At 65.9% G+C, this 20,421-nt stretch carries 7 protein-coding genes; 3 read left to right on the top strand and 4 right to left on the bottom strand.

Translation table 11 applies throughout. The features are described from left to right. The first annotated feature begins 30 nt into the window (after positions 1-30). Positions 31-921, top strand: a complete 891-nt coding sequence (locus POS17_RS14735; RefSeq protein ID WP_060839249.1) for a LysR family transcriptional regulator — start codon at positions 31-33, stop codon at positions 919-921. Positions 922-997: 76 nt separating this feature from the next. On the opposite strand, the gene POS17_RS14730 is transcribed toward POS17_RS14735, so the two are convergent. Continuing rightward, a complete protein-coding gene (locus tag POS17_RS14730; protein WP_231979038.1) occupies positions 998-1,828 on the bottom strand; it encodes a glutathione S-transferase family protein in 831 nt (276 codons plus the stop codon). 25 nt (positions 1,829-1,853) lie between these two features. Here POS17_RS14730 and POS17_RS14725 point away from each other — a divergent pair, with 25 nt between their 5' ends. Further along, positions 1,854-2,570 (top strand): helix-turn-helix transcriptional regulator, encoded by a 717-nt coding sequence (locus tag POS17_RS14725; RefSeq protein WP_060839247.1) that lies wholly within the window; start codon positions 1,854-1,856, stop codon positions 2,568-2,570. Positions 2,571-2,707: 137 nt separating this feature from the next. Here the strand turns inward: POS17_RS14725 and POS17_RS14720 are convergent, their stop codons facing one another. Both POS17_RS14720 and fabD read right to left on the bottom strand, forming a co-directional pair. Beyond that, positions 2,708-9,682, bottom strand: coding sequence for a beta-ketoacyl synthase N-terminal-like domain-containing protein (locus tag POS17_RS14720; RefSeq protein WP_060839246.1), 6,975 nt, complete (start codon positions 9,680-9,682; stop codon positions 2,708-2,710). A gap of 26 nt (positions 9,683-9,708) precedes the next feature. Next, complete coding sequence (fabD, locus tag POS17_RS14715) at positions 9,709-11,685, bottom strand: ACP S-malonyltransferase (protein ID WP_060839245.1); 1,977 nt, start codon at positions 11,683-11,685, stop codon at positions 9,709-9,711. A 164-nt stretch (positions 11,686-11,849) separates the two neighbouring features. Here fabD and POS17_RS14710 point away from each other — a divergent pair, with 164 nt between their 5' ends. Then, positions 11,850-12,716 carry a class I SAM-dependent methyltransferase gene (locus POS17_RS14710; protein WP_060839244.1) on the top strand — a complete coding sequence of 289 codons (867 nt, stop codon included), beginning with the start codon at positions 11,850-11,852 and terminating at the stop codon, positions 12,714-12,716. Between the two features lie 37 nt (positions 12,717-12,753). On the opposite strand, the gene POS17_RS14705 is transcribed toward POS17_RS14710, so the two are convergent. Then, on the bottom strand, positions 12,754-20,382 hold the full coding sequence (locus POS17_RS14705; RefSeq protein ID WP_060839243.1) for an SDR family NAD(P)-dependent oxidoreductase: 7,629 nt from the start codon (positions 20,380-20,382) through the stop codon (positions 12,754-12,756). Between the last annotated feature and the right edge of the window lie 39 nt (positions 20,383-20,421).

Raw genomic sequence — 20,421 nt, 5'->3', positions numbered from 1 at the left:
GCTTTGGCTTTCGATCCGAGCATGACTGGCATGAATCTCAAAGCGTTGATGTGCTGCGTAGAAGTTGTGCGGCAAGGCAGTTTCACCAAAGCCGCGCAGAGCCTGCACATTGCCCAACCGGCATTGAGCATGGCCGTTACTCGATTGGAAGAGGAACTGGGCGTTACCCTTTTCAACCGCGCAGCACGAAAAATCACCGTCACCGCTGAAGGCAAAAGCTTTCTCGCCCGTGTCGAAGTTGCTTTGCTGGAACTCGACATGGCCCGCCAGGAGCTGCGGGATCTGTCGCATTTGCAGCGTGGCGAGATTCGTCTCGGCGTGCCTCCCATGTACGGGATCAACTACATTCCGCAGGTACTCAACGCCTTTGGCAAAAGTTATCCAGGTATCGTCATGACGGTGGTCGAAGGCAGTGCGGATGACATCAGCCAACGCCTGGAAAACCGTGACATCGATGTCGCCCTGCTGGAGTCCCGTCGAGTGGCGAGCGGATGGGACTCGGTTGTATTGGGCACCGACGAGATGGTCATGTGCATGAACGAAGACCACCCACTTGCGCGCGAGGCCTTTATCGAGGCCTCGCGTCTGCAAGATGAAAAAATGGTGCTTTTTGACCAGACCTTCCTGCAACGCCATATGTTCGATGCCTTCTGCGAAGCCGCCGGCACCCGCTATCGAATAGCATTGCAGAGCAATTTCGTCTCGCTGGTCATCCAGGCAACACTGGATGGAATGGGCGCCTCTACCCTGCTGCGCTCCATTCAACACTCCGTACCCGGCTTGCAGGGGGTTCCTTTCAAACCGGCACAGGTCATGAGTTTCAGTCTGTGCTGGCGAGCGGACGAATATCTGTCCGTGGCAAACCGGCGATTCGTCGAGTTTGCCCAGACAACCGGTTTCTTCGGTAAGGATCCCGCCTGACAGGCAATGGAGTTGCAACGCACCACGCCACCGATATCGGCTGCCAGCCCTCAAGCGCCCAGCGGGCGCCTTGAGCTTACAGGGCTTGTGCTGCCGTCTGCTTCCAGGCATCAAGCGCCTGGACTTGCATGAACCAGCGCTGGAGATTGGGCAGATGCGTCACCGGGAACTTGGCCCGGTGCTGATCAGCCAGCGGTGCGGCTATCGCCAGGTCGGCCAGCGAAAGACCGCTGTCGCAAATCCATTGGCGATGACTGAGGTGCGCCTCAAGAATGTTTGCAGCCTCAGTCACCCCTTGCTCGGCGCGAGCGACCTCAACGGGATCGGGCGCCCCCATTCCAGCCAAGGACTTGATCGAGTTCTCCCAGTTAAGAATGCCGATGCCCGGCATGAAGGACTGCCCGCACCAGAACAGCCAGCGGTTGACGTCTGCACGGCCACGGGGTTCGCCGGGATAAAGGGTCTGACCAGGCACCAGGTCCGCCAGGTACTGCATGATGGCGCAAGACTCCCAGAGTACCCATCCATCATGTTCGAGAACCGGAACCCGATGATTCGGGTTCAGTTGCAGAAACTCGGGAGCGTTCTGCTCGCCTTTGAACAGATCCACCGGCACCAGGTCGAGCTCGATTTCGAGGTCATGGGCGGTCATCAGCACTCGGCGGCTGCAGGTCGACGCTGGATGGTAGTGAAGACGCATGGTTCTAGCTCCTTTGGGGTGATCAATGCTGCCATTGTCTTTCTGCGCACTGACAGAAAATGGCAGCAGTGATGCCGTGCCTGGATCGGCGCTCATCAGCCGGCCAGGAACGTTGCTCCTGAAAGGTCGCTGCCATTGAGCATCCCCCACCGCGCGATGCAAACAGTGCTTTGAGTCACTGCCGGATAATGGCAGGATCTCGCGCAAATCACGCCGCCAGCTAAGCCTCTCCATGTCCCGCACCGAAAGATTATTTGCTCTGATCCAGACCCTGCGCAGCCATCGTTTTCCGGTGACGGGCCGTCAGTTGGCCAAAGAACTGGGGATCAGCCTTCGTACGCTGTACAGGGATATCGCAACACTGCAGGCGCAAGGAGCCAACATCGAAGGAGAGCCTGGGCTCGGTTACGTGTTGCGCCCCGGCTTTATGCTCCCGCCGCTGATGTTCACCGAGGAGGAAATAGAGGCCCTGGTCCTGGGTTCTCGCTGGGTGTCCGAGCGTGCCGACCTGCAACTGAGCAGCGCCGCAAAGGGCGCATTGGCAAAAATAGCCTCGGTGTTGCCCCAGGACCTGCGCACCGCGCTGGACGCCAACTCTCTGGTGGTGGGCAAAGGCGATCAGACACAAACAGAGGCCATCGATCTGTCGCAGATCCGAAGGGCCATTCGAGTCGAGCACAAGGTACTGATTCATTACCTGGATCTGAAAGGAACGCGTTCAGAGAGAACGATCTGGCCCGTTGCCCTGGGCTATTTTGACCGTGCTCGAATGCTGGCCGGGTGGTGCGAACTGCGGCAAGAGTTCCGTCACTTCAGGACGGATCGCATATCGGCATTGCAGGTAACGGCCGAGCGCTACCCGCGGCGCAGGCAAGCCCTGCTCAAAGAATGGCGCGAGGTGGACAGGCTCGAGCGACAACAACGGCCGCCGCTGCAGCAGGTGCCTTAGGATCGGAACCTCGGCCAGGCTCCGACAACCGATCCGCATTTCACCGAAACTCACCGACTCGCGCCCAGCCCCGCAGGCCTTCAGGTCCGCAACCGGTCGAGCTCATTGCGCCCCCTGCCACACCCTCTGCCTGGGCCTCATGAACCTGAATCAATGCCTGTCCACGCCCACCCCCCCTCATCAACCGCCAGCCTCTCCAGTAACCGGCAATAGTCGCCAAACATCGCCTCCACCCGTTCCGGTGCCAGCCGATCGGCTGCAAGGTCCCAGTGGATCAACAAGGTCTCCCGGGTCTCGATACCGAGGTTGTCCAGCGCCACGCCATGGGTGCGGCTGGCGCCTTTGACCAGCCTCGCGCCCGCCGGCAGGTCCAGCGCTCCCTGCGGATTGAGCCGGGTAAACACCACCGGAAAATCCAGCTTGCGTGGTCGCTGCTTGTCCGTGGCCATCTTGCGCAGCGCCTGCAGGCCGCTGGTGCCGCTGCGTTGCTGGTCTTCGCTGAAGATCCGATCGCAACGTCGGGCCTGCTCCAGGAGCGTCAGGGGCTCGCTGTCGAAATCGATCCAGCTCAAGGTGGTGAAGTCGCCCACCAGGGTATCGATCTGCGGATGCACCGGTGGCCGCGTCCACCCCGGGGCCACCAGGGTAAAGCCTGGCGTGGCGCCGTGTTTTGCCAGGCTCCAGGCATAGGCGCTGATCAGCAAGGCGTCGGCCGAGACGGCGGCTCGCTGCAGGCGCTCGCGCAGCGCTGGCCAACTGTCCAGGCGGTACTCGTATTCCAGGTACGGGCCATGGCCGTCCTGGCGCTCATGCACTTGCGGCCCCTGGGGCAGCCGGCGGAACTTTTCCTGCCAGTAAAGCGCGGCGTCCCGCGCTGCGGGCGAACGCTGGTACTGCCCCAGCGCTTCGATGTAGTCGGCGAAATGCAGGGTCAGCGCTGGCAGTGACTGGCCGTGGTACAGAGCGAGCAGTTGCCGGATCAACAGGTCCCGGCTGGGCAGGTCGACCAGCAGCAGGTCCACCCCCAGGTGCACCAGGCTATGGGCTTCATCCAGCCGGCTGACCTTGAGTTCGGCATGGGGCCAGTCGCCCAGCGCCGTCACCCGGCCGAGCATCGCGTCGGCGATCCGGGCACAACTAACGCCCTGCTCCAGGGTTTCCAGTGGCACCTCGGGCACTGTTTCCAGGGTCTGCTGGGTGCCATTGGGCAGAATCCGCGTGCGCAGCATCGGATGCCGCGCCACCAACTGTTGCCAGGCCCGGGCCAGCCGCGAAACATCGAGGGCCTCGATGCTGACCGCCAGGTAGAGATGCGAGCTGCCCTGCCCCCGGTGCAGCGCTCGGCTGAAGGCGTAGGCCTGCTGTTGATCGGTCAAGGCAAAGGGCTGTGCCGGCGCAGCAGCGGGCGTCAGATGAAAAGGCGCCGCAGGTGGCAATCCGCTGGCGCTCACCCCTCGCCAGTCGGCGTCTGCGTCCGCCAGGCTGACCAGCAACCGGCAATAGTCGGCAAACAGCTGCTCGATCAGGCCGTCGGGATAGCAGTCGATGGCCACGTCCCAGCTGAAGTTCAGTGCACCGCCCTGCTCCCGCATCTGGTGATCGAGATTGACCTGCGGCGTCTGGGTCACGCAGTAGTGCTGGGCATCGCCAAAGCTCGGCGCGCTGTCGATCAGCGGGTTGTTGAGCATCGAGGTGAAGACCACCTCGCCGCTGCACAAAGGCACTGACGAGGCACCACGGCGGCGGACTTCCCGCAGCGCGGCGACGCCGCCGACGCTGGCGTGGTCCAGGTCCTCCAGCAATTGGCGCTGCACCCCTTGCGTCCAGTCGGCGAGGTTCGCATCCCCCGCAGCGGCAAAGGCAAAGAACTGCGTCGAGATCAACGGCCCGACCAGGCGCTCAATCCCCGGGTGCAGGGGAAATCGGCCATAGCTGGTGCAGATCAGGGAAAACCCCTGACCGGCATTGGCCTGCTGCAGGATCAAGCCGAACAGGCCAAGCAGCAGCGCAGTGCCGGACACCTGCAAGGCGGCGCCCTGCTCCTTGAGTCGCTGCCAGCGGTGGCGCTCCAGGCTCCAGGCCAGCCGTCGACGCTCGCGGCCCGCAGGGCGCGATGCCTTGGGCAGCAGCAGGCCCGCAGGGGCCCGCGCCAGTTTGTCGAGCCAGTACTGCAGGTCGCGCCGGTAGCGCGGTGAGTCCTTGAACGCCTCCAGCGCCTGCTGATAGTCGCGGAACGTCACCCCCAGGTCCGGCAAGCCGGCAGCCGGATCCTGATAGATCATCAGCCACTGCTGTAGCAGCACCTCCAGCGAAGTGGCATCGACAATCAGCTCGTCAATGCTCAGGTGCACCCGGCTGACTTGCCGGTCCAGCAGCGACACCGCGACCTCAAAGAGTCGGTCCTGGCCGACGTGGTAAACCTTGAGCGACATCGCGGCGCGAAGATCGGCCAGGGTGCGTTCGCGCTCCTCGGCAGTACTGCGGCGCAAATCACGGGTCTTGAAGCGATAGCCAGCCCCTGGCGTGACCTGTTGACGGCCATCTTCCAGCAGCCTGAGCCGCAGTGCGTCGTGGTGCAGCACCAGGCGATTCCACGCCTGATTGAGCCGGTACAGGTCCAGGTTCGGCCAGTCGAACTCCAGGTAGATATGACACCCCACCCGTTCCGCCTCGGGTAGCAACTGGCGTCCCGACAGGAACGATTGCTGGATGTCGTTGAGTGCAAAAGGCTCTTGGGCAGCCTCGGGGGCCGGTTGCAAGAGCGGCCCCTGCGCAGCCTCGTCATGCCGTGGGAGTGCCGACAGGCTGGCTTCCACCTCGGCAAGGCTCAAGTACGGGCTCAACTGCGCCAGGGAGAGCGACAGGTGCAACTCCTGCTCGAGCCTGGCCTTGAGGCCCAAAGCCCCCAGGGAATTCAGGCCCAGGCTGGCCAGGCTGCGGGACGCGCAACCGGCGAGCGTCTGCGGATCACAGCCCAACACCTCGGCGAGTACCTGGCGCGGGCTGTTCTGCGACGGGCAGGCCTGTTTCAGGGTCTGGGCCTGGGCCTGGCGCGGGGCCAGCCAATGACGTTCCTGCGCGAAGGCGTATCCCGGCAGGCTCACTCGCTGGGGTTGATCCAGGCGCCGCAGCGTACGCCAGTCCAGGTTCGCACCTTGGCGCCAGGCATCGGCCAGCGTCGGCCAGTCGCGGTCCGCCAGGGCCCGGGCCACCGCGGCCGCGTCCTCTGGCGCCGGCTCCGCCACCGGCAACAGCTCGTCCCCCACGCCCAGGGCCAGTTCATCGAGCCGTTGTTGCAGGCAGGCCCTGCTGTCCACCACGCAGGCCCAGCGGCACTGAAGAGCCGTGCGCCCCACTTGCAAGGTATGGGCGATGTCGGCCAGCGACAGCTCTGGACGCTGGTCGATCGCCTGGCTCAGGCGCCTCGCCTGCGCCCGCAGCCGTTGCCCATCCAGCGCCGACAGCAGGATCAGTTGCGGCCCGACGGCCGCCACAGCCTCCCGCGGACGAGCGACAACCTCCTCCACCACCAGGTGGGCATTGACGCCGCCGAAGCCATAACTGTTGATGCTCGCCCGACGCGGCAAGGGTTCACCTTGTGCATCCCGAAGCGCCGGCCAGGGGCGGTTTTCAGCCTCGAACGCCAGTAGCTGCGGATCGACGCTGATGGTCGGGCTGAGCTGCCGATAGCCGGGGATGCCCGGCAGATGCTGGCGTTTCATGGCATCGATCACCTTGAACAACGCCGCCATGCCGGACGCCAGTTCACAGTGCCCGATCAGTGGTTTCAGGCTGCTGATGTTCCAGGGCGCACCGGCTGGCGCGTCGCCGCTCAACAGGCGGCGCGCGGCCTGGATCGCGTCGACTTCAATGGCATCGCCCATCGTCGACCCGGTGCCATGGGCTTCCACATGGCTGACGGTGTGTGGCGCCACTCCAGCGGCGCGGTAGGCGGCGACCATCGCCGCCTGCATGCCGTGGTGATCCGGCGCGGTCAACGAAAGCCCGCGTCCGCCATGGCCCACGCCACTGCCGATGATCTTCAGGTGAATCCGATCACCGTCGCGCAGGGCATCGGCCAGGGGCTTGAGCAACAGCACGCCCACCCCTTCGGAACGCACATAACCGTCGGCCCCGGCCTGGAACGAACGGGTCTGTGCCTGTTCACTGAGCAAGCCCATTTGCCGGTAGCCGGCGGTTTCAGCAGGCGACAGCAGCAGGTTGACCGCGCCAACCAGCGCCTGCCGGCACTCGCCGGCCCTGATTGCCTGCATGGCCCGATGCAACGCCACCAGCGCCGATGAGCAAGCGCTGTTGCAGTATTCGCTGGGACCGCGCAGATCGAGGAACCAGGAAATCCGGTTGGCGTACATGCACGGCGCCGACGAGGTCAGTCGAAACGGGCTGGCCTGGGGCGCCTCGACGAGGTCGCGGTACTCGCTCGGCGCGGCGGCGATAAACACCCCCGTAGGATGACGGGCGAACTCCGGGGCACTGATCGCGGCATCTTCGAGTGCCCACCAGGCGTGCTGCAACAGCAACCGTTGCTGGGGGTCCATCAGCGCCGCTTCCGCCGGCGAAAGGCCAAAGAAGCCGTGATCGAAATACTCGATGCCATCGAGATAGCCGCCCGGCGGCCCGTCCATCGCGCGTTCGGGCGGTATCGGCCGCAGCTGGCTGACGCCGTCGCCAATGGCGGCCCAGAACCCCTCCAGGTCGCCCCCGGGAAAGGCCCCGCTGATGCCGATCACCGCCAATGCATGCTCGGCGCTGGCAGGCGTCGGCTCAGACGTGGCCGCCTGGGTCGCCTGGGTCGCGATGGGGGCCGTCCCCTGGGGCGATGCGAGGCGTTCCTGCAGCGCGGCGACGATCTTTTCGAAGTGGTTGTAGCGAAAGAAGAAGCTCGGTTCCAGGACCAGGCCCAAGGTCATGGCCAGTTGTTCACTGAGCGCCAGCAGATCGGCGGAATCCAGCCCCAGCTCCATCAGGCTGTGGCGTGGCGAAACCCGGCTGTCCAGGGCCAGGCCCAGACAACGATTGACGCCCTGGCGAACCGCTTCGTCGATGGCCAGCGTCGGTGTGGCAGCCAGGGTCGGGGGCGGCGTCAGTTCCTGACGCTGGCGGCTGGCCAGGTCATAGCGCACCAGGACCCCGTGCCCGTGGTTGTCGGCATCGGCGGGACGATAACCGGGCACCAGGCGCTCGATGCGTGCACCGTGCAACTCGTGGAAGCGCAACACCGGGTCCAGCAGCACGCCGCGCTCGTCACGGCCATGGAGGTAATCCGCCTGGGCCAGGTGCCGGTGCTTGGGATAGTCCTTGCAACGGGTGACGCCGACCACCGTGTCGACACCGTTGCGCAGGGTGCAGTATTGCAGCATGAACTCCAGCAACTGATCGCCATAGCCGCTGTATTGATGTTCCGGCAGGATGTTCAGGCTCTGGATCTGCACGGTACTGCCCTGGCCGTGAAACAGCTGGTCGACCGTGGCGAAGTTCACCGCGAACAGCTCCTCGATGCGGGCGATGCGCTGGGAGTAGATCACCCCGACCAACGCCCCCTGGAACTCCAGCGCCAGTTGCCCGGCGGGGTCCTGGCTCAAGCGGCGGCGCAGGATGGCCGCGTCCACCCGCCCGCCTTCGGGCCAGCAGGCCTGCTCCAGCGCCAGCAGTGCCGGCATGTCCGCCAGCGTCACCGGGCGCACACGGTAATCACGGGCCCGGTAGCAGCCACTGCTGGCCTCGCAGTCGATGCCGTCCAGGGGCCGCGGGTGCAAGCTCCCCGGGTCGGCAAACAACCCGGCGCCTGCCAGCGCCATCAGGTACTGCGCCGCCTCCACCGGGTAGTCACAGGCAAAGTGATCGGCCCGGGGCCCGTTCGGGCGCCAGTGCCGCTCGCTGAGCAGGATCGGTTGATCGCCGATCAGGCTCGCCAGTGCGTGGGCCGAAGCATCGAGGCTGCCAAGCACCTGGGCGCCTGTCAGCGGCTGGCCGTCGGCCCCCAGGTAAAAGCGCGACGGGGCCTGGGCCGTTGCTGGCGGCGAGCTCGGTTGCGGCGCTCGGCGGTTGAGCTGGCCAATGCCCAGCCACAGGATGCGCGCATCGGCCCCTACACCCGCATCCCGCAGCCGCTGGCGCAGCGCCGACGGATCGCCGGGCACGGCGTGCTCAAGCGTCAGCCATTGCAGGGGGTAGCTGTCCAGCGCCCGGCCCCGGGCCGTGTGTTGGCGCAGCCACTGGCGCAGTTCGTTCAAGCAAGTGCCGTCCTGGTCGCCGAGCTGGACGATCCAGTCCGGCTGTGCCGACAGCGGCTGGGCATCGAAGACCTTGCCCAGCAACTGTTCCAGCGCCGGCCGATCCCCCGGCCAGAGCAGCGACGCCCCTGCCCCCTCAAGCCAGTGCAGCACCTCGGTCCACGGCTGGCCCTGGCTGAACAGCAGGTCGTCGAGGATGGCGGGCAAGCTGGCGTAATACTCCAGGAACGGCGCGCTCAACCGCTCGGCCAGCAGCGCCCGCCGTTCGGGGTTGAGCACCAGGTGCCGTTCTTCCCGACGCACCCACTGCTGGCTGCGCAGGAAATCACTCAGCCGCCGGCTACCTTCGGCGTCGCTCTGCTGAACGTCGATGCGGCGCGGGTCGACCCGGCCCGTGCCGAGGTCCAACCCGCCGTTGAGTTGCAGCCGGTGCAGCAGCACCAGGGCCAGCAACTGGTTCAGGCCCTGAACAAAGGCCGGACAGTGCAGGTTCCAATCCAGCGCCGCGCACTCCAGGCAACGCCACAGGCCGGGCATGTCCTCGGTGCGCGGTAGCTGCTGCGGCGCCAACCGGGAAAACAGCTCGGCCACTTCCATGGGCAGGGTGCCGATGGCCGATGCCCGGCCGCTGAAGAAATACTCGTCCTCAGCGGGCTGGCTCAGCCAGCCAAACGCCTTCAGGCCATCAAAGGCCACCCGCAACGGGCCGTCGTTGATCGAGGCGGCGGCGACAAAAGGCGCAAAGCCGAACGGTCGGTTGATGCCTCGGCGCGAGATCAGTTGCCGGCTTTCCAGGCTCAGCACCGTGGCGATGAAAAACAGCTGATCGGTGAAGCTGGGGTGCAGGGGCTTTTCCATGACAGGGCCTCCAGTGGCGTGTGCCGTCACGAAAAGGCCGCGGTGCTTTGCACGCTCTTGACCAGTTTGGTCAGCACCTCACCCGGTCCGAGCTCCTCGAACTCGAACCGGCCCTGGCGCATCAGGTACTGCACGGTATCGAGCCAGCGCACCGAGCCGCAGATTTGTTGGGTCAGGGTCTCCACCAGCGCCTGGTCCCGATAAGGCGCGGCGTTGATGTTGGCGATCACCGGGGTGTGCAGCGGCGCATAGTCGAACATCGCGAGGTAGTCGCCAAAGGCCTGCATCGCACCTTGCATGTAGCGCGAATGGAAAGGCGCGCTGACCGGCAGCACCACGAAGGTGATGTCCAGCGCCTGGAAGATTTCCCTGGCTTCGCTGAGCGCCTCCACCGGTCCGGCGAGCACCACCTGGGATGGCGAGTTGTAGTTGGCAACGTCCAGTGCATCGAGCCCGTGCTGCGCCAGCAGCGAATGGACCTCATCGGGGCTGCGGCCAATCACCGCGGCCATGCTGCCGCCGGTGGCGAGGGCCATCAGTTCGCCGCGCTTCTTCACCAGTTTCAATCCGGTTTCGAAGGAGAACGCCCCCGCGGCAAACAGCGCGCAATATTCCCCCAGGCTGTGGCCGGCGAGAAAGTCGGCTTTACGCGGATCCGCCTGCTGCTTGGCGAGAAACGCCAGGGCACCGACGGTGTAGAGCGCCGGTTGGGTGAAGCGGGTGTTGGACAACTGCTGGTCGGGGTCTTCCAGGCACAGGGTCTTGAGGGAGTACCCCAGAATGGCGTCGGCTTGCGCCACGTGCTCGGGGAACTGCTCGAACAGCTCGGCGCCCATGCCCAGCCGCTGCGAGCCCTGGCCCGGAAACACATACACCCGTTTCGGCCCGGCCGGTGCTGGCGTGGCGGGACGCTGGACCAGCCGCGGCGTCGGCACCTCAACCGGTGGCACGGCCGCTGCGGCGGGCACGGCCGGTGGCACAGGGTTGGCCGGCAAGGGCTGCAAGGCTCGGCCGAGGGTCAGCACCTCGTCGAATTTCTCCAGGTCGCGGCCGAACGGGCTCAGCACCGAGACAATCGTCGGCAAGGCCCGATCGCGAATATTCTGCTTGATCAGGTTGGCCAACGTGCCGCTGGGGCCGAGGTCGAGGTAGATCATCGCCTCGCCGCGCTCGGCGGCCTCGGCCTCGATCCGCGCCAGGGTCTGGGAGAAACGGATCGGCTGGCGGATGCTCTGCCAGTAGTGGTCGCTGTCGAAGCGGTGCATGTCCGGGGTGTCCAGGCAGGAGATCACCGGGATCTGTGCCGGGTTGAAGCGGGTCTGGCCGAGCAGCGCCTCGACCTGGGGCTTGAGAAACTCGATATGCCGCGAATGAAAGGCCTGATTGACCGGCAGGCGCTGGAACACCACATCCTGCGCACTGAGCTGGCGCTCGGCCTCGGCAATGGCGCTGGACGGGCCGGCCACCACCATCAGCGACGGCGCATTGTAGGCGGCGATATCACAGTGCTGGTGCAGCGCCGGCAGTTGCTGATACAGCGATTGCGCGGCCAGGATCGCCAGCATCGCGCCCTCCCCCGAGGGGGCCTGCTGCTGGTGGAACAATTGCCCCTGGCGTACCGCCAGGCGGATCGCCTCAGGCAGCGACACGACCCCGGCCAGCGCCGCGGCGGCCAGTTCGCCGAGGCTGGCGCCCAGCAGATAGTCCGGGGTGATCCCGTGCTCGATCAGGGTCTTGCCCAGGGCGTATTCGATCATGAAGATCGCCGGGTGGCTCAGGCGCACATCATCGAACACCTTCGAACGCGGATTGTTGTCGTGATAGATCCCGGCGATCAGCGATTGCCCCAGCTCGGCGTGAACCAGGCTGTCGAGCTCGTTCATCCAGCGGTGGAAGCGCGAATTGTTCTGATAGAGCTCGCGGCCCATCTGATAGAACTGGCAGCCCTGGCCGGGAAACATGAACACCACGCAAGACGTCTGTCCCTGAAAAAGATACGGCATAAATTTCGTCCTGAAATGGATGGCTGACGTGACGGCTCGCAGTATAGGAGCCGATCTGAAACGGCCTGCGACGTCGACAAAAAAAATCTTCGGGGGCCTTCGCCCGCGCCCGCTATGCTCCTCGGGCGGCCACATCTGCAGTTATTTTTGACACGGAGGTAGACATGACGACAGCAGGAACCGAAACCGTATCGCCGATCAGTCAGTGGTACGACATGATGACCCGGATGTTTCCCGACAAGCGCCTGACCTTCCTCAACTACGGCTACCTGGGCCAAGACAGCGACTTCGACTGGATCAACGACGAAGACCTTGAGCAGAAGTGCTCGGCGAACCTGATTCGCACCTTGCTGGGCGATAGCGACCTGAGGGGCAAGAAGGTTCTGGAGATCGGCTCCGGACGCGGCGGCAATTGCGCCTACCTCATCCGCTATACCGGCGCGGCGTCCGTGACCGGGCTGGACTTCTGCCCGGCGCACATCGAGCTGTGCCAGCGGGTGCACCCACTGCACGGGCTGACCTTCGTCGATGGCGACGCCATGGCACTGCCCTTTGCCGATAACCAGTTCGACGCGGTCATCAACATCGAGTCGTCCCACTGCTACCCCGACCTCAACACCTTTGGTGAAGAGGTGCGCCGTGTGTTGAAGCAGGACGGCCGGTTTTTCTACGCCGACACCATGAAGGGCGACAACACCAGCGCCCTGTCCGAGCGCGACAGCATTGGTGTCGACTTCTTCAGCAACGTGCTGGAGCAGCACCAGGCAATGATTGAGCACGCCGGCTTCAAGGTGGAGGAACATGCCGACATTTCCGATGGCGTGATCAGGGCCTTCGAAAGCGACCAGGGCCATCTCAAGCACCTGCTCAAGCAACTGGTGGCCGAGAAGAAACAGCAGAGTGAACCGCTGCCGCCCGAGGTCTGGCACGCCTTCGACACCATGCTGCACTTCTTCGACGAGAGCGGGGTCAAGGCCTACCGCAATGGCCATCTGGCGTACAAACTCTGGCGTTTGAAAAAAGCCGCCTGAGCCCTTCACCCCAAGGGTGGAGAGACCGCTCGCGGCCCTATCCAACGGCATTCTCCACCCGCTTCTCGGCATACAGGGCCGCGCAGAACCGAGCGATCACCCTGAACACGTCCGGCTGGGTCAGCAACGTCATGTGGTTGGCCGAAGCCACCTCGATCATTTCGAAGTTCGGCAGTTGCCGCTGCCACGTCTGCCAATAGTCGGCGTGGTTGAAGGCGGCGAACTCCTGGCTGTCGGTGGAGAAAAACGGCTCCAGCTCGCCCATCCACAAGCCACTGGCGTTGCGGAAGTAGTAACAGGCCACTTCCGCTGCCCTGGGCAGGGGCTCGATCCGATAGTGCTCGACCTGATACGCCTGCTGCAGCCGGGTGACTTGCGCCATCAGCTGCTGCAGGCGCTCGTCGCTGGCCTTCAGGCCGCGCTGGCGGGCCAGCGTGGTCAATTGCTGCAGATAGTCTGCCGGCGGCAGCGACAGGTCGATCGCGTCACGGTGGATCAACACCTCGGCGAAGCGCTCGGGGGTCTGGCCGATGGTCATCTGCAAGGACATGTTGACCGTCTGCAGCAACCGGGTCTTGTCGGCCAGGCGCGCGGTACGCTCACCGGTCACGTCCGGCGAGTCGAGCATCACCAGGCTGCTGACGGTATCCCCCAGCTCCTGCAACTGGCGGGTCACTTCATAAGCCAGCATGCCCCCCAGGGAGTACCCGCCCAGGTCATAGGGCCCCTGCTGCTGGACCGACTGGATGACCTGAACGTAATAGGCCGCCATCGCCTGGATCCCCTGCAACGGCGCGCGGTCGGTCATCCAGCCCCTGGCCTGGAGGCCGTAGAACGGGCGCTGAACATGCTGGGCCAGGCCCTGGTAGATTTCACAGCCCCCCAGGGCGCCATGGAACCAGAACACCGGCCGCCCCCCAGGCGCCGCATTGAGCCGTTGCAGCTCCGGAAAGCGTGAGCTCGAACCGCTCAACAGATCGAGGATCTGCGCAGGCAGCGCCGGGTCTGGGGCGCTGGCCGGCGTGGCGTGCCGGCCGAGCAATTGCAGGGCCTCGCCCAGGGTCGAGCACTGCTGGAGGTCGGCCAGGGCCACCCGCGGATCAATCCGGGTCTGCACCTGCATGGCCCACTGCAGCATCACGATGGAATCGGCACCGTAGGCGTTGAGGGGCTTGCTCGGTGACAGCTCCTTGGGTTGCATCCCCAACAGCTCGGCGAGCAGGCGCCGGCCCTGTTCGGCGGCGGTCTCGGAGGGGGCTCCCGTAACGTGCAAGGGGGTATCGGCCTCGGGCAGCGCATCCTGCTGGGCCTCGGGCGCGCCGGGTGGCTCCAGCCAGTAGCGCTTTCTGTCAAAGGCATAGGTGGGCAGCGCGATCAGGCGTGCCCCGCTGTTTTGCGCGAGCCTGTGCCACGGCACCTCGCCGCCCTGGGTCCAGAACAGCGCCAGCTGTTGCAGGTCTTGGGCGGCGATCAGCCCCTCGCCCAGGGCCTCGCCCCCCGGGCCGCACAACAAGCTGGCCAGCGCCGCCGGCACCGCCTCGACATCGCCATAGGCCAGGGGCCAATCGGTTGCGGACAGGGCGGTCATGGGTTGCCCCGGCTCCAGCGTCCCCAGGATCTCGGCCAGCAGCTTGCGCAATTCGGCGCAACTGCCGACCCGCAACGCCAGGCGCAGCGGCATCGCTTCACGTCCGCTTTGCAGGGTATGGGCCAGGTCCTTGAGCCGGATCTGGGGATGCCCGTCCAGATGCTCCGCCAGGCGGACCAGGGCCTGCTGCAACGAAGCATTGCTGACGGCCGACAGCGGCACGATATGCACAGCGCCCTCCTCCTGGGCTGGCGGCTCGGGCGGGCTCGGGTATTCCTCGATGATCAGGTGGGCATTGGAGCCCCCGGCGCCAAATGCGCTGAGGGAGGCCCGGCGCGGCACGCCTTGCCGCACGCCATCGATGTCCAGCTCCGGCTGCGGCCAGTCGGCCAGCGTGCGTTGCAGCACGAACGGCGACTGTGCAAAGTCCAGCTTGGGGTTCAGAGGGCCCAGCAGCAGCGACGGCACCCACTGCCGGTGCTGCAGCTGCAGCACCAGCTTGCTCAGCGCCGACATGCCCGAGGCGGCTTCGGCATGGCCGATGTTGGACTTGACCGAACCCATGGCGCAGCTGTGGGGCGCGACCCCCGCCTCGCTGAACACCCGGTTCAGCGCACTCAGCTCGATCGCGTCGCCCATGGCCGAGCCATTGGCCGCCGACTCGACATAACTGACGGTGCGCGGGTCGATCCCGGCGCGCTCGAAGTTGCTGGCGATCAGCGCAGCCTGGACCTTGGCGCTGGGCACCGAAAAACCATGGGTATGGCCGCCATGGTTGGTCGCGGTGGACTTGATCAGCGCCAGAATCGGGTCGCCATCGCGCTCGGCGTCGGCCCGGGTCTTGAGCAGGACCGCGCCCACGCCTTCGGCCGGCAGATAGCCGTCGCCGTCGGCGAAGCTGCGGCTGCCGGCATGACTGCCCAGGACCTGGCCGACGCTCAGGCCGATGTACTTTTTCGGGTGCAGGGTCAGGTTGACGCCACCGGCGATCGCCAGCCGGCAGTCGCCATTGCGCAGCGCCTCGCCGGCGGCATGGATCGCCGAGATCGACGATGAGCACATGGTATCGATCGCCAGGCTCGGCCCTTGAAAGTCGAAGAAATAGGACACCCGGTTGGCAATGGCGCTGTAGGACGTCACCGAGACCAGGGATTCGCGCACCAGATCGGCCTCGAACGCCTGGTATTGCTGGTACATCACCCCGACAAACACCCCGACCTGCTGCTGATAGCGCTGCTTGACCTGCTGCCGGGTGATCCCGGCGCTTTCCAGCAGGTTCCAGCAGGTTTCCAGGAACAGCCGGTCATTGGGGTTGATGATCGGGGCCTCTCGCGGCGAGAGGTTGAAAAACAGCGGATCGAAATCCTCGACCCCGTCGAGAAAGCCGCCCCACTTGCAGTAGGTCTTGTCCAAGCGCTCGCGGGACGGGTCGAAGTACGCCTGGTGATCCCAGCGCGAGGCCGGCACCTCGCCGATCAGGTCCTCACCCGCGGCCAGCTTGCGCCAGAACACTTCCAGGTTTTCAGCCCCCGGAAAACGCCCGCTGATGCCGATGATCGCCAGGTCGCGGTGGTTGGCCGCCGGCGGCGCCTGGCGTTGCTGGCGGCTGCGCTGCCGCTGCACTGCCGGTGCCGGGGTTGGGGTTGGTGCATGACGCGGCGCCAGGCTGGCGTCCTCGGGCGTGCGGGGCGTGGCCCGCTCGGGCACCAGCAACTGGCGCAGGGCCTGCGGGTGCTGGCGGCTGAAGTAGGCGCTCAGCTCGCCCACCGTCTGGTACTCGTACAGCAGGCTGCTGGGCAGCGAGCCAAAGGTGCGCTCCAGTTGGCTGGTCAGCTCGGCCAGCATGATCGAGTCGGCCCCGTAGCGTTCGAACGACGCGTCGCGGTCGATCTTCTCCAGGGGCCGCTTGAGGGTGTTGCACAGCAGTTGCTTGAAATAGCGCACCGCCAGCGCCTCCAGCTCATCCGGCATGGCCTGCGCCGCCGCTGGTACTGGTGCTGGCACAGGGGCCACGGCTGCGGCGGCGGGCTCATCGAACAGGAGCGCTTGCGGCTCGTGCCAGCGCTCGGCAATGAAGTGCCTGATCCGGGCGATATCCCCCTCCAGCACCATCCAGCGTTCGGCGCCGCTGGTGTCGGCCAGCACCCGCTGCAGCAGGTCCAGGCCGCCACGGTCACTCAAGGGCTGGATGCCGGTCTGCTGGATCATCAGTTGTTCGCGTTGCCCGTCGATCTGCAGGCCGCCGTTGCGCCACAGCGGCCAGTTGATCGCCAGCGTGCGGCCCTGGCGGCGGCCGGCCTGTACCTGAGCGTTGCGCCAGCCGGTCCACTCGTCCATGAACGCATTGGCCAGGGCATAGTCGCCCTGCCCCGGATTGCCGATCAGCGCGCTCACCGATGAAAACAGCACGAAACAATCCAGCGGCAGATGGCTGCTGGAGCGGTCCAGGTTCAGCACCCCCGCCACCTTGGGCGCCAACACCGCCGCCAGATCGGCCGCGCTCTTGTTCTGCAGCAGGCTGTCGCGGGTAATACCGGCGCAATGGAAAATCCCGTTGAGGCCGCCCGATACCTGCTCGCACCGAGCAATCAAGGCTTCGACCGCGGCGGGGTCGGCGACGTCCAGGGTCTCCAGGCGCACCTTGCTGCCCAAGGCCTCGATTGCGGCGATTCGTCCGGCGGCCTCGGCCGACAATTGTCCGGCCGAACGGCTGGCCAGGATCAAGCTGATGCCCAGGCCTTGCTGCGCCATATGCTCGGCCAGCAACAATCCCAGGCCACCGGTGCCGCCGGTCACCAGGTAAACCCCGCCAGCACGCCATGCCGGGGCGGTTCCCCGGGCCGGCAAGGCCTGTTGCCAGGACGCCACCTGACGTTGGCCGTTGCGGTAGCGAATCCGCTCGTCTTCCTCCCGGGCGTTGTCCACCAGCCACTGCGGGCTGAGGCTGCCCTGCAGCTCGATGACCTGGGCTGCGGCGATCAGGCCTTCGTTCTTCGCCGTTCTCAACAACGCCAGCAGCGCGGTGTGACTCGCGGTGGCCTGCTCAGGGTCGACCAGCACCAGTTGCACCAGGGTGTCCGCCGGGCCGGCGCGCAAGCGCTCCAGCAGCCACCCGGCCAGGACCGGCAGCGCCTGCGCGGGGTCCTGCGCGACCGCCGGCAAGCACTCGATGCGGACCTGCCGGTCCGTGCCCGCCAGGGCCTGGCATTGCTCGGCCAATGGCACAAGGTCAAGGGAGGGGGCGGCGGCCAGCACCACCAGTTGCCGAGCCAGGTGACGCTGGGTGGGATTGGCCAGGGCCTTGTCGCGCCACAGCGGCGTCATCACCAGCTGGGGCACGCTGGCCGGTTCCAGTGTCCGCGACGAGAAACCTTGCAGGCGCAACGCGACGCGGCCCTGTTCATCGCAGATGTCCAGGTCGAGCTTGCTGATGCGCCCCGGCTGATGACTGGCGCTGTAGCGCACCCAGGCCCGGCAGGGCTGCTCCAGCAGTTGCAGGTCGCCAAGGATCATCCTGTCCAGTGCAAAGGGCACCAGCGGCTGGTGTGCGGAGTGCGCTTGATCCGGGTCCAGCAACGCCAGCCCCAGTGCCGCCTGCAAGGCGCTGTCGAGCAGGCCGGGAGGCAAGCGGCACGGATCCCTGGCCGCTTGCCACTGCAACCGGGCCAGGACCTGGCCATTGCCCGCCTGCAAGCTGCCGAGCCGGCGAAAGGCCTCGCCATAGGCCAGTCCCATCTGCTCAAAGTGCGTGTAGCACTGCTCCGGCGCGATCCGCTGCTCCTGGGTGGCGGCTTCGATGGCATGAAGGTCCAGCGGCGTCAGGTTCTCGGCGCTGCCAACCAGGGCGACACCGGTGCAATAGCTCGGGCCGTCGGCCGTGGCGCCCCGAATCTCGAAGCGGATTTCGCCGTTATCCTGCTCGGTCAGCTCGATATCGATGTCCAGGTCGGCGCCGGCATGCCCCATGGGCTGGCGCCAGGCGATGTTTTTCAGGCTCACCAGCGCGCCCTCGGCGGCCAGTGACTGCTCAACCGCCGCCCTGGCCATTTCCAGGTACGCCACCCCCGGCAGGACCTTCAGGCCGTTGACCCGGTGTTCGCTGAAAAACCATTCGTTGCCGCTGAACCGGCTGCTGAAGCGCTGCCCCGAAAGGTCCGAGGTGTTGCGCTGCAGCAACGGATGCAAGGCCGCCGGCCCCCTGTGCTGCAGTGCTGCAGATGCACTGATCCAGTAGTGCTCGCGGCTGAACGGGTACGTCGGCAGCGAGAGGCGCCGTGGCAGCGGCTGCGAATAGAGCGGCCGCCAGTCCACGCTCGCGCCCTGCTGCCAGAGCTTCAGCAAGGTGACCAGGTCCTGGCGTTGCAGGGCGTCAAGCACTTGCTGCGGTGCGATCTGGCCGACGGGGCTGGTGCCCTCGCCCGGGCCGCTGGCCCGCAGCTGGCTCAACAGGCTGTCGCGGCTGTGGGCGATGATCGCCAGCCGATACTCCATCGCCTCGCGGCCCAGTTGCAGGCTGGCGGCCAGCTCGGCCAGGGGTAGTTGCGGCTGGCGCTGCATCAGCTCGATCAACTGTTGGACCCGCACCTGCAGGGCTTCGGCGGTTCTGGCGGACAGCACGAATGCGGTTGCCGCCACGCCCGGCTCCACCTCCGTGGTCGGCGCCGGCACCGCCTCCAGCACCACGTGGGCATTGGCCCCGCCAAAACCGAACGAGCTGACCCCGGCCCGGCGTGGCAGCGGCTGCCCGCGCTGGTCGGTCGCTGGCGGCCATTCCCGCCCGGCCTGCAACACCTCGAAGGGGCTGGCGCTCAGATCGATATAGGGATTGAGCTGCTCGCTGTGCAGGCTCTTGGGCAGGTACCCCTGCTTGAGGGCCAGCAGGGTCTTGATCACCCCGGCGACGCCGGCCGCCGATTCCAGGTGGCCGATATTGGTTTTCACCGAGCCCAGGTAACAGCGCTGCTCAGGCGCGGCCCCCAGCTCGGCGAACGCCTGCTTGAGCCCGCTGATTTCGATCGGATCGCCCAGGCGCGTGCCGGTGCCGTGGACTTCGACGTAGCCGATGCTGCTGATATCGATGCCGCGGCAAGCCTGCTTGATCAGCTCGGCCTGGGCCCTGGGGTTGGGGGCGGTCAGCGAGTTGGCATGGCCGCCATGGTTTTCCGCCGAGCCGATGATGGTCGCGACAATGGCGTCGCCGTCGGCCAGGGCCTGCTGATAATCCTTGAGGATCAGGATCCCGACGCCCTCGCCCCGGACATAGCCGTCGGCGTCGGCGGCGAAGGCCTTGCAGCGCCCCGTGGGGCTGAGCATGCCGGCCTTGAGCGCGCCAATGAAGACCATGGGCTCGAAGCACAGGTTGACCCCGCCGGCGACCGCCAGGCTGCAGTCGCCGTTGAGGATCGCCTGCGCCGCCCGGTGTATCGCCACCAGCGAACTGGAGCAGGCGGTATCGATGGGGGCGCTGGGGCCATGGAAATCGAACAGGAAGGAAATGCGGTTGGCGATGATCGAATGGGCGTTGCCCGTGGCGTCATGGGTGCCAGCCTCGGCACGGGCCAGCAGCCCGTTGTAGTCGGCGGACGACACACCGATGAACACCCCGGTGTTGCTGCCGCGCAAGGCGTGCGGGCAGAGGCCGGCGTCTTCGAACGCGGCCCAGGTCTGCTCCAGCACCAGCCGGTGCTGGGGGTCCATGGCCTCGGCTTCACGGGCGGAAATCTTGAAGAAGTCGGCATCGAAAGCGCTGGGATCGTTGATGAAACCGCCGGGGCAACTGAAGGTTTCGCGCAGGTGCGCGCGCTCGGCGATGCCCGGCAGGTGCCAGTACGGCAATTCGCTGATGGCGCAACGCTCCTCCATCAGCAACTGCCAGAATTGCTCGGCATTGTCGGCGCCGGGAAAGCGCCCGGAAAAGCCGACAATCGCTACTCGCGGCGTCTGTGCGGGCGCCGCGTCCCGGGGTCCGTCACCGATCTGTCGCCGCGGTCGTGGCGCCGACGTAGCCGATGCTCGCTGGGCCGGCCGCTGATTGGGCAGGCGGATGTCCTGTGTAGCCTTCGCTGGGGTGATATCCATTGTTCTGAATGTCCTTACCGTCCTGGTTTACCCGGCGGC

The organism is Pseudomonas sp. Os17 (assembly GCF_001547895.1).
Taxonomy (GTDB): Bacteria; Pseudomonadota; Gammaproteobacteria; order Pseudomonadales; family Pseudomonadaceae; genus Aquipseudomonas.
This window is presented reverse-complemented; position numbering and strand designations above follow the sequence as displayed.

Coding starts and splice junctions, on each gene's coding strand:
- POS17_RS14735 (WP_060839249.1), top strand. CDS start 31: ATGAATCTCAAAGCGTTGATGTGCTGCGTAGAAGTTGTGCGGCAAGGC.
- POS17_RS14725 (WP_060839247.1), top strand. CDS start 1,854: ATGTCCCGCACCGAAAGATTATTTGCTCTGATCCAGACCCTGCGCAGC.
- POS17_RS14720 (WP_060839246.1), bottom strand. CDS start 9,682: ATGGAAAAGCCCCTGCACCCCAGCTTCACCGATCAGCTGTTTTTCATC.
- fabD (WP_060839245.1), bottom strand. CDS start 11,685: ATGCCGTATCTTTTTCAGGGACAGACGTCTTGCGTGGTGTTCATGTTT.
- POS17_RS14710 (WP_060839244.1), top strand. CDS start 11,850: ATGACGACAGCAGGAACCGAAACCGTATCGCCGATCAGTCAGTGGTAC.
- POS17_RS14705 (WP_060839243.1), bottom strand. CDS start 20,382: ATGGATATCACCCCAGCGAAGGCTACACAGGACATCCGCCTGCCCAAT.